The organism is Xanthomonas sp. WHRI 7945, assembly GCF_035026585.1.
Window position 1 is genome coordinate 121,518 of the sequence record NZ_JAYIQP010000009.1, and the last position, 14,424, is coordinate 135,941.

The 14,424-nt window shown below is 70.6% G+C and carries 11 protein-coding genes; 6 read left to right on the forward strand and 5 right to left on the reverse strand.

Annotation, left to right across the window (positions count from 1 at the left end; translation table 11 throughout):
• The first annotated feature begins 3 nt into the window (after positions 1-3).
• Positions 4-540, forward strand: coding sequence for an N-acetyltransferase family protein (locus tag VDQ83_RS09575; protein ID WP_455434735.1), 537 nt, complete (start codon positions 4-6; stop codon positions 538-540).
• Entirely contained in the window at positions 533-1,828 is a 1,296-nt protein-coding gene (locus VDQ83_RS09580) for a TraB/GumN family protein (RefSeq protein ID WP_455434736.1), read from the forward strand. The genes VDQ83_RS09575 and VDQ83_RS09580 overlap by 8 nt, the downstream gene beginning before the upstream one ends.
• 197 nt (positions 1,829-2,025) lie before the next feature.
• Here the strand turns inward: VDQ83_RS09580 and VDQ83_RS09585 are convergent, their stop codons facing one another.
• Genes VDQ83_RS09585 through VDQ83_RS09595 form a run of 3 tightly spaced genes read right to left on the reverse strand, consistent with a single transcriptional unit; the run spans position 2,026 to position 9,751 of the window.
• Positions 2,026-5,112, reverse strand: a complete 3,087-nt coding sequence (locus VDQ83_RS09585; protein ID WP_455434737.1) for an efflux RND transporter permease subunit — start codon at positions 5,110-5,112, stop codon at positions 2,026-2,028.
• Positions 5,109-8,627, reverse strand: coding sequence for an efflux RND transporter permease subunit (locus VDQ83_RS09590; RefSeq protein ID WP_455434738.1), 3,519 nt, complete (start codon positions 8,625-8,627; stop codon positions 5,109-5,111). The genes VDQ83_RS09585 and VDQ83_RS09590 overlap by 4 nt, the downstream gene beginning before the upstream one ends.
• Positions 8,627-9,751 (reverse strand): efflux RND transporter periplasmic adaptor subunit, encoded by a 1,125-nt coding sequence (locus VDQ83_RS09595; RefSeq protein ID WP_455434739.1) that lies wholly within the window; start codon positions 9,749-9,751, stop codon positions 8,627-8,629. Before VDQ83_RS09595 ends, VDQ83_RS09590 begins: the two co-directional genes overlap by 1 nt.
• Before the next feature lie 216 nt (positions 9,752-9,967).
• On the opposite strand from VDQ83_RS09595, the gene VDQ83_RS09600 reads away from it, so the two are divergent.
• The gene (locus VDQ83_RS09600; RefSeq protein WP_263394678.1) at positions 9,968-10,366 is read left to right on the forward strand and encodes a c-type cytochrome; all 399 of its coding nucleotides are present in this window, start codon (positions 9,968-9,970) and stop codon (positions 10,364-10,366) included.
• Positions 10,367-10,373: 7 nt separating this feature from the next.
• Complete coding sequence (locus VDQ83_RS09605; RefSeq protein ID WP_455434740.1) at positions 10,374-10,835, forward strand: c-type cytochrome; 462 nt, start codon at positions 10,374-10,376, stop codon at positions 10,833-10,835.
• Between the two features lie 340 nt (positions 10,836-11,175).
• On the opposite strand, the gene VDQ83_RS09610 is transcribed toward VDQ83_RS09605, so the two are convergent.
• Positions 11,176-12,882, reverse strand: a complete 1,707-nt coding sequence (locus VDQ83_RS09610; RefSeq protein WP_455434741.1) for a hypothetical protein — start codon at positions 12,880-12,882, stop codon at positions 11,176-11,178.
• A 16-nt stretch (positions 12,883-12,898) separates the two neighbouring features.
• On the reverse strand, positions 12,899-13,495 hold the full coding sequence (locus VDQ83_RS09615) for an NfuA family Fe-S biogenesis protein (RefSeq protein ID WP_263113380.1): 597 nt from the start codon (positions 13,493-13,495) through the stop codon (positions 12,899-12,901).
• 91 nt (positions 13,496-13,586) lie between these two features.
• On the opposite strand from VDQ83_RS09615, the gene VDQ83_RS09620 reads away from it, so the two are divergent.
• Positions 13,587-13,928 (forward strand): 4a-hydroxytetrahydrobiopterin dehydratase, encoded by a 342-nt coding sequence (locus VDQ83_RS09620; protein WP_455434742.1) that lies wholly within the window; start codon positions 13,587-13,589, stop codon positions 13,926-13,928.
• Positions 13,929-13,933: 5 nt separating this feature from the next.
• Positions 13,934-14,377, forward strand: coding sequence for an energy transducer TonB (locus VDQ83_RS09625; RefSeq protein WP_455434743.1), 444 nt, complete (start codon positions 13,934-13,936; stop codon positions 14,375-14,377).
• Positions 14,378-14,424: the final 47 nt, after the last annotated feature.

The following is a 14,424-nucleotide window of genomic DNA, read 5'->3' on the forward strand; positions in this document are numbered from 1 at the left end:
GCCTTGGACGACCTGCAACTGCGCGCCGCCGAGGCCGCCGATATCCCCGCGATCACCGCGCTGTACGCCGAAGAGGTGCGCAGCCAGGTCAATACCTACGAGTACGACGCCCCGGATGAGGTCGAAATGCTGCGGCGCATGCAGGACGTGATCGCGCGCGGCTATCCCTACCTGGTCGCGCATGCCGCCGACGGCCGCCTGGCCGGCTACGCCTACGCGAGCAGCTACCGGGCCCGCGTCGCCTACCGTTGGACCGTGGAGAACACCGTCTACGTGGACCCGTCGCTGCACGGCCGCGGTGTCGGTTCTGCGCTGCTGCAGGCGCTGATCACGGCCTGCGAGGCGCGCGGTTTCCGGCAGATGGTGGCGGTGATCGGCGAGTCGAGCAACCACGCTTCAATCCGCCTGCACCAGCGTTTCGGCTTCAGGCCGGTCGGCGTGTTCAGCGGGCTCGGCCGCAAGCACGGGCGCTGGCTGGACACGCTACAGATGCAACGCCCGCTGGGCCCCGGCGCCGATGAGGCGCCCTTCGATGAGTGATGGAATGAACGAACTTTCCCAGGCCGGCGACGACGCGTTGTTCGCCGGCCAGCCGTACCGCATCGTCGAACGCGATGGCGTGCGCTATACCCTGCTCGGCACCGCCCACGTCTCGCTGGCCAGCGTCGCCGCGGTGGAACGGGCGATCGACAGCGGCCGCTTCGATGCGGTCGCGGTCGAACTGGACCCGCAACGGCTGCAGGCGCTGACCGACCCGGATGCGCTGACCAAGCTGGACCTGGTGCAGGTGATCCGCAAGGGCCGCGTGGCCTTGTTCGCGGCCAACCTGGCGCTGGCGGCCTACCAGCGGCGCCTGGCCGAGCAGTTGGGCATCGAGCCCGGCGCCGAGCTCAAGCGCGCGGTGCTGCTGGCGCGCGAACGGCAACTGCCGGTGTACCTGATCGACCGCGAGGTCGGGCTGACCTTCAAGCGCGCCTCCGGCCGGCTCGGTTTCTTCGGCAAGCTCAAGCTCGGCAGCGGCCTGCTCGGCGGCCTGTTCGCCTCCGACGAGGTCGGCGAGGCGGAGATCGAGAAGCTCAAGCAGGGCGACATGCTCGAAGCCAGCTTCGGCGACTTCGCCAGCGAAAGCCCGGCGCTGTACGACACCATCATCGCCGAACGCGACCGCTACATGGCCACGCGCCTGCGCGAGGAACACGCGCAGCGGACCGCGCCCAGCCAAACGCCGATCGCGGCGCCGGACTTCGTCGACGCCGCGCGCGCCGGCGGCATCCGCGAGGTGCTGGCGGTGGTCGGTGCCGGCCATCTGGCCGGCCTGGCCAGGCACCTGCAGGACGACCAGGACGATCCGGCATCGCTGCGCAAGGCACTGGAAGACGTGCCGACCAAGAAGAAGGTTCCGTGGATCACCCTGACCCTGACCGCGCTGGTGCTGGGCGGCGTCGCCTGGGGCTACTGGCGCGGCGGCTTCGCGCTGGGCACCGACCTGCTGCTGCAGTGGGTGCTGTTCACCGGCGGCCTGGCCGGGCTGGGCTGCCTGCTGGCCGGCGGCCATCCGCTGAGCATCGTCGCCGGCGCCATCGCCGCGCCGCTGAAGCCGTTCCGCCCCGGGGTGCCGGCCGGCGCGTTCAGCGCGCTGGTCGAGGTGCACATGCGCAAGCCGGCCTACGGCGACTTCCTGGCGCTGCGCGACGACGCGCAGAACCTGCGCGGCTGGTACCGCAACCGCGTCTCGCGGGTGGTGCTGACCTTCCTGCTGACCAACCTGGGCAGCATGGTCGGCGTGTGGCTGGCCGGTTTCCGCATCTTCGGCAAGCTGGCCGGCTGAGCGCACCGCGGCGGCGCGGCCATGCGCCCTGCCCCATCGCATGGCCGCCATGTCGTTGAACATTGTGGGAGGGGTTTCAGTCCCGACGCGTGATCGATAAGGCGTCGGGGCTGAAGCCCCTCCCACAACTTTTCCCGCGCGACGCAGCAGGCGCCAAGCGCGCGCCGGCCATTCCGGCGCGGGCACCGCTCCTTTCGTCAGGACACCGACGGCGCCGCCACGCCGCGGCCGCCGCGCGCGCGGCGCACCAGTTGCGTCACGCCGCCGCTGAGGTCGTCGAGGATCGCGTAGATGGTCGGCAGGAACAGCAGGCTGACCACAGTGGAGAAGGCCAGGCCGCCGGCGATCGCGCGCGCCATCGGGTAGTAGGCGGGGCCGTCGCCGAACATCTGGGTGGTGGTCAGCGAGATCGGCACCATCGCCAGGATCGCGGTGCCCATCGTCATCATGATCGGCCGCAGCCGCTCGCGCGAGCCCTCCACCAGCGCCTCGGTGCGGCCGAGGCCGCGCCGGCGCAGGTTGTTGATGTGCTCGATCATCACGATGCCGTTGTTCACCACCACGCCCATCAGCACCAGGATGCCGATGAAGGCCATGATCCCGAAGTTGGTGCCGGTGAGCCAGAACAGCCAGAACACGCCGAAGATCGAGAACAGCACCCCGCTCATGATCGCCGCCGGGAACAGCAGCGATTCGAACACCGCCGCCATCACCACGTAGATCATCAGCAGTGCGATCAGCAGGTTGAACATCATCTGCTGCCCGGCCTGGTCGTCGTCCTGGCCGTCGGCGCCGTCGAAGCTGTAGTGGTAGCCGGCCGGGAAGCTGACGCCCTTCAGCGTCTCCTCCATCGCCTGCTTGGCCTCCGGCGGGGTGACCTTGAGCCCGAGATTGGCGGTGATGGTCAGCGTGGTCTGGCGGTTGGTGCGCCCGATCTGGGTCGCCGCCGGCCGCGTCTGCACGTCGACCAGGCTCAGCAGTGGCACGCTGCGCCCGTCCTTGGTGCGCACGTTGAAGCTGTCCAGGTCCTCGGGTGTGGTCTCCTCGGCACCGGCGAAGCGGACCCACACCGGCACCTCGTTGTCGCCACGGCGGAACTCGCGCAGCGAGGCGCCGCGCAACGCCAGGCCGACGAAGCTGGCGACCTGCTCGGCGTTGAAGCCGAACGCCGCGGCGCGCTCGCGGTCCACCCGCACCGCCAGTTCGGTGGTGCGGTCGCCGGTGTCCACGCGCACGTCGCGCAGTTCCTTGCGCCGCGCCAGCAGCGGCACCACGTCGTCGGCGATCGCGCGCAGCGCCTGGGTGGAATCGCCGACCAGTTGCACCTGCACGCTCTGCGCGCCGCTGCCGCCGCCCTGCCCATTGCCGTTGCTGCCGACGCTGTAGTCGGTCAGCGCCGAGCGCGGCAGCTCCTTGCGGATCTGTTCGATCAGCGCCGGCAGGTCGCGTACCTTTTTCAGGTCCACGGTCAGCGTGGTGCTGCTGCCCTCGACCTCGCTGAACCACGAATACACCTGGGTGACGTGGTAGCGCTGGCGGCGCGCGTCGATGAAGCGTTCCAGCTTGGCCACTTCCTCGGACAGCTGCTCGCGCGTGTACGAGCCCTTCCACGCGTAGCTGATGAAGATCTGCTCGCCGCCATCGCCGCCGAACATGTCCTTCTTGGTCTGCAGCATCGGGATCACGCTGAGCGCGGTGATCAGCGCGATCGCGGCGACGCTCCAGCCGCGATGGGCCAGCGACCAGCTGAGCACGCGCGCGTAGCGGCGCTGCAGGCGCGGGATCAGGCCGCGCTCGGAGCGCACCAGCGCCGGCGTGCGCATGCGCGCGGACAGCATCGGGATCAGGCTCACCGCCACCAGCCACGAGGCCAGCAGCGACACCGAGATGGTGATCGCGATCTGCGCCATGAAGATGCTGATGTTGTTGGTCTCGCCGAACAGGTTCGGCACGAACACGATGCAGTGGCACAGGGTACCGGCCGACAGCGCGATGGCGACGTTGCGGGTGCCGATGATCGAGGCCAGCTGCGGCTGCTCGGGCATGCGCTCGCGTTCCTGGTAGATGCTCTCCACCACCACCACCGCGTTGTCCACCAGCATGCCCACCGCCAGCAGCAGGCCCATCATGGTCAGGATGTTGAGGGTCACCCCGGCGAAATACATGAAGCCCAGGGTGATGGTGAAGCAGATCGGGATCGCCAGCGTCACCATCAGCGTCGACGGCCAGTGGCGCAGGAAGAAGAACAGCACCGTCACCGACAACAGCAGGCCGACCGCGCCGGCCTCGGCCAGCTCGGTCAGCGACGAGGTCACCGCCTTGCCCTGGTTGTCGATGACCTTGACCTGCACGTCGCTGAGCGCCGGCTGGGTGCGGATCTGCTCCACCTCGGCCAGCACCGCGCGCGACACCTCGACCAGGTTGGCGCTGCGCTCCTTGTACACGTCCAGGCCCACCGCCGGGCGCCCGTCCAGGCGCCGGCCGTAGTTCATCCGGGTCGGCTTGAGCCGGATGTCGGCGATGTCGCCCAGGCGCAGGCCCTTGTTGTCGATGACCAGATCGCGCAGTTCCTGCAGGTCGCGCAGCTCGCCGACCGGCTGCACCCGCAGGCGCTGGCCGTGGTCGTCGATCTGCCCGGCCGACAGCGAGAAATTGAGCTTGCCCAGGCGCTCACTGAGGTCGTTGAGGCTGAGGTTGTGCGCGCCGAGCCGGTCCGGCGCGATCGCGATCTCGACCTCGTTCGGCGGCGCGCCGGACACCTCCACCTTGGCCACGCCGGGGATGCGTTCCAGGCGCCGCTTGAACTCGCGGTCGAGCATGTCGTAGGCGCCGGTCAGGTCGGCCGCGCCGGCCAGGCGCACCTTCAGCACCGGTTCGTCGCTGCTGGACCACTTGAACACGTGGTAGCGCTGCAGGTCGGTGGGCAGGTCGGCGCGGATCGCGTCGATGCGCTCGCGCGCGTCGGACGCGGCGATGGCGATGTCGCGGTCCCAGTCGGAGAACTCGATGAAGATGTTGGCGCCGTCGGCGGTGGCGGTCGAGCGCATGCGCTTGATCCCGGTCATCGTCGCCAGCGCTTCCTCGGTCGGCCGCACCAGGTTGCGCTCGACCTCGTCCGGGGTCGAGCCGCTGTACGGCAACTGCACGAACAGGAACGGCGCGGAGATGTCCGGCAGCGCCTCCAGCGGCAGCCGGAACGCGGCGATCAGGCCGACCACCACCAGCGACACGAAGCACATGATGGTGGTGATCGGACGGCGGATGCTGAACTCGGCGACGCTCATGCCGGTTCGCCCGCGTCGGTGCCGGCGCTGCCGGCGAGGCCCTGCAGGCGCTTGCGCGCGCGCTGACCGCGCTCGGCGTAGTAGCCGTCGGCGCGGCGGTCCAGGCGGTCGTAGACCACCGGGATCACCACCAGGGTCAGCAGCGTGGACACCAGCAGGCCGCCGATCACGGTGATCGCCATCGGCGCGCGCACCTCGGCACCCTCGCCCGCCGCCACCGCCAACGGCAGGAAGCCGAACAGCGTGCACAGCGTGGTCATGATGATCGGCCGCAGCCGCGAGCGCGCGCCTTCGATCAGCGCCTCACGCTTGGCCACGCCCTCCTCGCGCAGCTGGTTGACCTTGTCGATCAGGATGATCGCGTTCTTGGTCACCAGCCCGACCAGCAGGATCAGGCCGATGAACACCACCACCGACACCGGCTTGCCGCTCAGCAGCAGCGCCAGCACCGCGCCGACCATCGCCAGCGGGATGGTGAACAGGATCACGAACGGGTGCAGCAGCGATTCGAACTGCGAGGCCATCACCAGGTACACCAGGAAGATCGCCAGGCCGAACGCGAACAGCAGCGACTTGGCCGACTGCGCCAGCTCCTCCCCCTGGCCGCCGATGTGCATGCCGACGCCGGCGCCAAGCGGCTCGCGCGCGACCATGTCCTGCACCTCGCGCACCGCGCCGCCCAGGTCGATGTCGCGCAGGTTGGCCGACACGATCGCCACGCGGATCTGGTCGGCGCGGTGGATCTCGCTGGGACCGGTGGTGGCGACGACGTCGGCGACCGCGTCCAGCGTCACCGGCCGGCTGCTGCCCGGATTGACGATCAGCCGGCGGATGCTGTCGACGCTGGCGCGGTCGCTCTGCTGCGCGCGCACCAGCACGTCGATCTTGCGGTCGCGGAAGCTGTAGCGGGTGGCGACGTCGCCGCGCACCTTCTTCACCACCACATCGGCGATCTGCCGCGTGGTCAGGCCCAGCGCGCCGGCGCGCTCCTGATCGAAGCGGATCTGGATTTCCGGGAAACCCTCTTCCACCGTCGACTTGACGTCGGCGTAGTGGCCGTTGCCGCGCAGCATCGCGGTCAGCTTCTGCCCAGCGTGCTGGATCGTCTCCAGGTCCTGTCCGCGCAGCTCGATTTCCAGCGGCGTGGAGAAACTGAACAGCTCCGGGCGGCTGAAACCGACCTGCACGCCCGGGTGGTTGCGCATCGTCGCGCGCATCCGGTCGCTCTGCTGCGCCTCGAACTGCTCGCTGCCGCCGCCGGCCATGGCGATGGTCAGCTTGCCGATGTTCTCGCCGCTCTCGGTGGGGCTGGCGTCGAGCCGGGTACCGCTGCCGCTGACCCCATACAGCGCCTGCACGCCGGCGTCCTTGCCGTGTTTTTCCTGCAGTTCGCGCACCAGCGCATCGGTCTGCCGCAACGGCGTGCCGGCCGGCAGCTTCACCGTCATCTCGAAGCGGTCCTGCGCCAGTTGCGGGATCAGGTCGGCGCCGAGCATCGGCACCATCGCCAGCGTCGCCGCGAACGCCAGCGCGGCCAGGCCCAGCACCATCCACGGCCGCCCCAGCGCGCCCGGCAGCAGCCGCAGATAGCCGCGTTCGGCGCGCGCATACGGCGCCATCGCCAGGTCGCTGGCCTTGCGCATCACCGGCGCGACCACCGCCACGCCGCCGCGCCACAGCCGCACCACCAGCCACGCCGCGCCGAAGAAACTGCCGCGCACCGCCGCCGCGGCGCCGCGCCGACCCATCGCCACCGGCTTGAGCCAGCCGCGCTGCGGCTGCCATTGCGGCTGCTCCGGCTCGGCCGGGAACGCCAGCGGCGGGCGCCCCTTCAGCGAGCTCAGCATCGGGATCAGGGTCATCGACACCACCAGCGAGATCGCGATGGCGATCGCCACGGTCAAGGCCTGGTCGCGGAACAGCTGCCCGGCCACGCCCTCGACGAACACCAGCGGCAGGAACACCGCGATCGTGGTCAGGGTCGAGGCGACCACCGCCATGCTCACCTCGCGGGTGCCGGCGATCGCTGCATCGAGGATGCTCAGGCCGCGCTCGCGCGCCTTGGCGATGCTTTCCAGCACCACGATCGAGTCGTCCACCACCAGGCCGGTGGCCAGCGCCAGCCCGCCCAGCGACATCACGTTCAAGCTCAAGCCGAGCTGGCCCATGAAGAAGAACGTGGCCACGATCGACACCGGCAGCGACAGGCTGATCACGAACGTGCTCCAGCCATCGCGCAGGAACAGGAAGATGATCAGGATCGCCAGCAGGCCGCCGATCACCGCGTCCTTCTTGACGTCGCCGATGGCGTGCTCGATGAAGCGCGACTGGTCTTCCAGCGTGGTCAGTTCCACGTCCGGCGGGATCTGCGTCTTCAACTGTTCCAGGCGCTTGCGCAGCGCCGCCGCGGTGGACACGGTGTTGGCGTCGCCCTCCTTGTAGATCGCCAGTTCCACCGCTTCCTTGCCGCCCAGGCGGATGATCGCCTCGCGCTCCTTGTAGCCCTGCCGCACCTCGGCCACGTCCTTGAGCCGCACCGGCATGCCGTTGGCGATGGTGGTGGTGGAACTGGACGAGGCGCTCTGCGCCGCCGAGGCCGCGGCCAGCGCCGCTTCCGAACCGGTCGAGGCGGCGATCGCGTACATCTGCTGCATCGCCGCGTCGGCGGCGTTGCTGCCGGCGCCCTGGGTGGTCAGCAGCAGGTTGCGGATCTCCTCGAGGTCGGCGAACTGGTTGACGGTGCGCACCAGGTAGCGCTGCGAGCCCTGTTCCAGGCGCCCGCCGGAGATGTTGATGTTCTCTTCCTTGAGCCGGGTGATGACGTTGTCGATCGGCAGGCTCAGCTGCGCCAGGCGCTGCTGGTCGATGTCGACCTGGATCTCATCCTCCAGGCCGCCGCCGACCTTCACCGCGGCCACCCCGGCCACCGGCTCCAGCTTCTTCTTCAGGTCCTCGTCGGCGTAGCGGCGCAGTTGGGTCAGCGCGCGCACCGCGTCAGCGTCGCTGGCCGGCGTCGCCTTGCTCGCCAGCACCAGGCGCATGATCGGCTCGGTGGACGGATTAAAGCGCAGCAGCACCGGCGCCTTGGCTTCCAGCGGCAGTTCCAGCGCCTCCATCTTGTCGCGCACCTCCAGGCTGGCCTGGTCCATGTTGGTGCCCCAGGCGAACTCCAGCACCACGTCGCTCTGTCCGGTGCGCGACACCGACTTGAGCTTGCGCAGGTTCTTGACCACGCCGACCGCTTCTTCGACCGGCTCGGTCACCAGCGTCTCGATCTCCGACGGCGCCGCGCCGGTGTACTCGGTGCGCACGGTCAGGGTCGGATAGCTCAGGTCGGGCAGCAGGTTGACCTTGAGGCTGTTCAACGCGATCACGCCGAACAGCAGCAGCGTCACCGTGGCCATGGCGATGGTGACGCGGCGGCGCGTGGCGAATTCGACCAGCCCGCCGCCATGCACGCCGGGCGGCGTGTGTTCGTGCGGATCGCTGCCGTGATCGGAACCGGCGCTGGTCATCAGCGCGCTCCGACCGCGGCGCCGCCGCCGGTGCCGGCGGCCTCGCGCTGCGGCGCGATCACCTGCACGCGGCTACCGTCGCGCAGCGCCACCTTGCCGGCGGTGACCACCTGATCGCCGGGCTGCAGCCCGGCGCGGATCTCCACCCACGGACCTTCCGAGTAGCCCAGCGTCACCGGTACCCGCGCCACCTTGCCGGCGGCGACCTTGAACACCGCCGGCTCGCCGTCGTCGAGCAACGCCAGGCGCGGCACCACCAGCGCATCGGCGCGCTGGTCGTAGTCGATGCGGATGCGCCCGAACATGCCCGGCTGCAACGCCTCGGCGCCCTCTTCGAACGCGCACACCACGCGGAACGTGCCGCTGCCCGAATCCACCACCGGCGCGATGCGATCGACCCTGCCCAGGTAGTGCTTGCCCGGCAGCGCATCGGCCAGCAGGGTCACCGGCTGCCCGGCCTTGAGCGTGGCCAGCTCGCGCTCGGGCACGTTGAGCGTGGCCTCCAGGCGCGAGTCGTCGACGATGCGGAAGATCGGGGTGTTGATCTGCACGAAGTTGCCGGTCTTGATCGAGCGCGACGCGATCACCCCGGAAATCGGCGCGACCACCGTGGCGTAGGACAGTTCCAGCGACGCCAGCTGGTGCTGCGCGCGCACGTTGGCCAGGTCGTACTTGATCTGGTCGACGTCGGCGGCACTGACCAGTTGCTGGCCGACCAGCTGCTGCGAGCGCCGGTAGTTGTTCTCCAGCTTGCGCAGCTGCGCCTCGCTCTGCGCCACCGCCAGCCGCGCGCGGTCGGGGTCCAGCCGCACCAGCGGCTGGCCGGCGCGGACCTGCTGGCCCTCCTCGGCCAGCACCGCCAGCGCCACCCCGGAGGTCTTGGCCACCACCTGCGATTCGGCGCGCGCCTCCAGCGCGGCGGTGCCGCTGTAGCTGGCCGCCACCGCGCGACGGGTCACCTTGGCCACCTCGACCGGGACCGCGTCCGGCGCCTTCTCGGCCTCTTTCTGCTTGGCCTGGGCGTCGCCGGCGCCCGGCTTGCAGCCGCCGAGCAGCAGCGTGGAGGTGATCAACAGCGCGGCGGCGCAGCTGGCGGTGCGTCGGCGCGTGGAATATCGCGTCATCGTCGTGTCCCTGGTGGATGGCGTGAATGGTGTTGTAGGTAAGTAGATCACCTGATGACGCCAAGGTGAATGAGCCAAAGGTCATGGTGCCCGCCCTCCGTGCCATGTGCGGAGACAGGGGACTGTTTCGGAGCCGCGAAAGGCCAGGCTATACTCGGGTCGTTCCGTGTTCCCCCACGCCGGAACCCCCAGTCCCGTCCTCCGGACCACGAAACCATGCGCACGCAGCCGCTAGCCGCTTGTTTTGCTCTGGCCGTACTCGCTTCTCTCGGGATCACCCCGGCAGCGGCGCAGACCGTGCCGGCGCCCGCCGCTCCCGCTCCAGCCACCGCTCCGGCTCCGGCAGCCTCCGCTGCTCCCGCCGCCGGCAATGCCGCCAACGGCAAGCTGCTGACCTATACCTGTCAGGGCTGCCACGGCGTCACCGGCTACAAGAATGCCTATCCGAGCTACCGCATTCCCAAGATCGGCGGCCAATCGGCGCAGTACCTGACCCAGGCGCTGACCGAATACCGGCTCGGCAAGCGCAAGCACCCGACCATGCAGGCCCAGGCGGAAAGCTTCTCCGACCAGGATATCGCCGACATCGCCGCTTTCCTGACCACCCTCAAGTAGCCTTCCCATGCCGAAAGCCGAGCACGCACTGCGTCCCGCCATCGTCCTGCTTGCTGCCCTGTGGTTGGGGGCATGTTCGCAATCGCAGGTTGAATCCACCAGCCAGTCCGCCGGCGATCCCGGCCATGCCAGCGGCGAGCACGGTTCCGGCTCGTCCGCCGGCCTGCCCACCGGGCGTGTCGCCGCCGGCGAGAAGCTGGCCAACGCCAAGGGCAAGGCCACCGGGCAGAGCTGCATCGACTGCCACGGTGCCGACGGCAACGCGCCGATTGACCCGACCTATCCCAAGCTGGGCGGCCAGTACGGCGACTACCTTGCGCACGCTCTGCAGGCCTACCGCGCCGGCGATCGCCAGCATCCGCTGATGACTCCGCAGGCGACGCCGCTCAGCGACCAGGATGTCGCCGACCTGGCGGCGTACTTCGGCTCGCGCGCCACCCAGCTGCGCGACATGCACGGCCTGAAGTAACCGCGAGCGCTGGCGTCTCGCCAGCGCCGGGTCCCACCGCCAGTCCGTGTGCGGCAAACGCGGCGTCGCCGGCTTCAGGTGCCGGGCTTCGCGCCGCCGGCCGCGATCGACTGAGGGTGCACGCGCCTCCGAATCGGGCGCGATCGCCCGCATGTCGGCGGCGAGCCGCTCTTCTGTAGGAGCGGCTTCAGCCGCGACACGCGTTACCGATAGCTTCTGTCGCGGCTGAAGCCGCTCCTACAGGAGACAGGCGTCTGCATGCGGCGGATCGCTATCGCATCCATGCCGCAACATGGCTGCCTGGATGCCGCAGCAGCGCAAATGCGCGCGCACTCGGCGCCTACTTCACGCTGCCGTTGTCTTCCTGCAGGCCCGGCTTGAACGGCACGTCCGGTGGCGGTCGCGCGCTGGCGGGCTGGTCGTTGAGATTCGGATCGGTGATGCCGCAGCCGCCGCCCAGCTGCAGGATCGAGACCACGCAGGAAATGCTGCTGGTGGTGCCGGGAATCGGGATGTTGACGGTCTTGATGCCGCGCCGCACCCACTCTTCCAGCAGCGTCGCGTTCGGCAGCCAGTACTTGTCGAACGAGGTCGGCTTGTAGTCGTACGGCGGGCGCTTGAGCCACTCACCGGCCTTGGCGATCTGGTCGCGCGACCAGCTGTCGGTCTCGGTGCCGGGCGCGCCGCGCGGCGGTGCCTTGCCCTGCCCTTCGCCGCCGGGCACGCGCACGCTGCCATCGCCGTTGAACAGGCCATTGCGCTGGCCGGCCCCGGCATCGCCGGCACGGTTGCGCGCCGATGCGCCCCAGTCGTCGCCGCGCTGCGGCGTCGCCCAACCGCCGTCGTGCGCGACCGCGGCCGGACCGCTGCCCGGCGCGGCCGCCCGGCTGCCCGGCGGCGCAGCGCCGGTGCCGGCTGGCGTCTGGGTCTCCGCCTTGCCTTGTGCGGCGGTGCTGGTCGGGGTCGCAGACTGCGCCGCAGCCGCAGCCGCAGCCGCAGCCGCAGCGTTCGCGGGCGCGCTTGCGGTCGCGTCGGATGGCTGCACGGACGGCGCCACGACCGGCGCCGCCGCCGTGGCCGGCGTCGGCAGTTCGATCTGCCGCACCTGCGGCGCCTCGGCCGTGCGCAGCGTCGGCGCGGGTTCGCGCGGACGGATCTGCGGCACCTGCACCTGGACCTGCGGCAGCGGCGCCGGCACTTCGCGCTCGCGTACCTGCAATTGCGGCGCCGGCGGGCGCGGCACCGCCACCTCGCGCGGACGGATCTGCGCCACGATCGGGACCTCGGTGACCACGTCGATCTGGCGCTCGGTCACCTGCACGCTCGGCGGCGCGATCTCGCGCGGGGTCAGCGCCGGTTCGCGCACGCTGGGCGGCGGCAGCACGAAATCGCTGCGCGGCTGCGCGGTCTCGGTGACCTGCAGCGGCTGCTCCGGCGGCGGCGGCGGCGGGCTGGCCACCGCCTGTGCCGCGCTCGCCGGCGTGGCGGACGCGGCACGCGCCGCGGCGGCGGTCTGCGCTGCGGCGGTCGCCGCGGCCTGGCGCGCTGCCGCCGCGGCGGCCTGCTGTGCGGCCGCGGCGGCAGCGGCGTCCTGCGCGGCCGCGCCGCCGCCGGTCTCGGCCGGCGTGCCGCGGCCGACGAATTCCACCTGCACGCGCCCGGCCTCGCCCGCGTCCGGACGCGGCGGCAGCAGGCGCACGAACGCCACCCATAACAGGAACAGCGCGAACAACAGATGCAACGCCAGGCTGACCAGCGCCGCGATCCGCCGCCACCAGCGCTGGTCGTACGGCGCCGGATCCCAGTCCTGCCACCACAGGCGACGGAATGCCTGCCATGCGCCCAGTGCCGGCAGGCGCGCGGTCGGTGCCGGCGCCGGCGCCGGCAGCGCCGCGATCAGCTCGGAGGAGACGAACGGGCGCGGCCTGACCGGCTGCGAAGCAATCCAATGCGCCCAGCCATACGGCAGGCCGGTCCGGCGATCGCGCAACAGCTTGCGCGGCGAGCGCGCCAACAGCGCGTCGAGGATGTCGGTGGCGCGCGTCACCGGCGTCGCGGAGGAATCAGGCCGCGGTGTCGCGCGGGATGTACGGCGCGCTGCCACTGTCGTGGTCGGTGGCGTCGCGCACGGCGGTGATGCCCGGCACGCGCCCCATCAGCGTCTTCTCGATGCCCTGCTTCAGGGTCACGTCGGCCATGCCGCAACCGTGGCAGCCGCCGCCGAAGCGCAGCAGCACCACGCCCTCGGCCGACACTTCCTGCACCGCCACCCGGCCGCCATGCTGGGCCAGCTGCGGATTGACCTCGTTCTCGACCACCCAGCGCACCCGCTCGACCAGCGATGCGGCCTCGCCCGGCGCCTCGCCCTTGATCTTCGGCGCCTTGATCGTCAGTTGCTGGCCGGTGCCCTGGGTGACGTAGTCGATCTCGGCACCGTCCAGCCAGCCGACGCTGTCGGCGGCGACGTACAGGGTGAAGCCGGCGCAATCGATCGCCCATTCGTCGCCGGCCAGGTCCGCCGGCTCGGCGAACTCCAGCCGCGCGTCGGCGCGTGCGGTGCCGGGGTCGACCGCGCTCAGGCGCACGCCCATGCCGGGCACGGCCTCGCGTTCGAGCAGTTTGCGGAAATGGGTCTGCGCGTTGTCGGAGATCTGGATCATGCGGTTATTCTAGCGCTTCCACGCGATCGGCTCATCGCGAACTTTCCCCATCGGCGGCGCGTTCAGCCGCCCCGCCGCGGAGGCTCCGAACATGAACGACCTGATCCCGCTCGAACAGGCCCATTGCGCCCCCTGCAGGGGCAGCGAGTACAAGCTCACCCAGGCGCGCCTGGCCGAATTGCTGCCGCAGGTGCCCGGCTGGGACCTGGTCGAGAACGGCATGGCGATCAGCCGCACGTTCCGCTTCCCCGACTACTACCGCACGCTGGCGTTCGTGAACGCGTTGGCCTGGATCGCGCACCGCGAGGACCACCACCCCGACCTGGGCGTGCATTACGACCGCGTGGTGGTGCGCTATTCCACCCACGACGTCGGCGGCCTCAGCGAAAACGACTTCATCTGCGCCGCCAAGGCGTCGGCCCTTCCGGAATGAACGCCATGCCCACCGTGTCCCCTCGTTGCACCCGCTTGCCGGCGCTCGCCGGCCTCGCTGCCGCCGTGCTGCTGGGCGGCTGCGGCAAGTCCGAACAGTCGCAGACCCAGGCCGTGGCGGCGCCGCCGACCGAGGTCGCCGCGGTGCAGACCCCGCCGCCGGACTATCCGATCGAGCTGGCCTGCGCCGGGCTCGGCGGCAAGGCGGTGCTGAAAGTGGTGGTCGGCGTGGAAGGCAGGCCGACCGACGTGCAGTTGGTCAGCAGCAGCGGCCAGCCCAAGCTCGACGCCTCGGCGCAGCAGCGCGTGCGTGAATGGGTGTTCAAGCCCGCCACCCGCAATGGCCAGGCGGTGCCGTGGACGATCCAGGTGCCGGTCAACTTCACCGTGCCGCAACCGCGCCCGGACCGCTGCTTCGCGCTCGACGCGCAGGCGCACGGCGCCGGCTGAGCCAAGCCGCCGGCCGCCCCCGAACGCACCGCCGACGCGGCGGCGCG

Coding starts and splice junctions, on each gene's coding strand:
- VDQ83_RS09580 (WP_455434736.1), top strand. CDS start 533: ATGAGTGATGGAATGAACGAACTTTCCCAGGCCGGCGACGACGCGTTG.
- VDQ83_RS09585 (WP_455434737.1), bottom strand. CDS start 5,112: ATGAGCGTCGCCGAGTTCAGCATCCGCCGTCCGATCACCACCATCATG.
- VDQ83_RS09590 (WP_455434738.1), bottom strand. CDS start 8,627: ATGACCAGCGCCGGTTCCGATCACGGCAGCGATCCGCACGAACACACG.
- VDQ83_RS09595 (WP_455434739.1), bottom strand. CDS start 9,751: ATGACGCGATATTCCACGCGCCGACGCACCGCCAGCTGCGCCGCCGCG.
- VDQ83_RS09600 (WP_263394678.1), top strand. CDS start 9,968: ATGCGCACGCAGCCGCTAGCCGCTTGTTTTGCTCTGGCCGTACTCGCT.
- VDQ83_RS09605 (WP_455434740.1), top strand. CDS start 10,374: ATGCCGAAAGCCGAGCACGCACTGCGTCCCGCCATCGTCCTGCTTGCT.
- VDQ83_RS09615 (WP_263113380.1), bottom strand. CDS start 13,495: ATGATCCAGATCTCCGACAACGCGCAGACCCATTTCCGCAAACTGCTC.
- VDQ83_RS09620 (WP_455434742.1), top strand. CDS start 13,587: ATGAACGACCTGATCCCGCTCGAACAGGCCCATTGCGCCCCCTGCAGG.
- VDQ83_RS09625 (WP_455434743.1), top strand. CDS start 13,934: ATGCCCACCGTGTCCCCTCGTTGCACCCGCTTGCCGGCGCTCGCCGGC.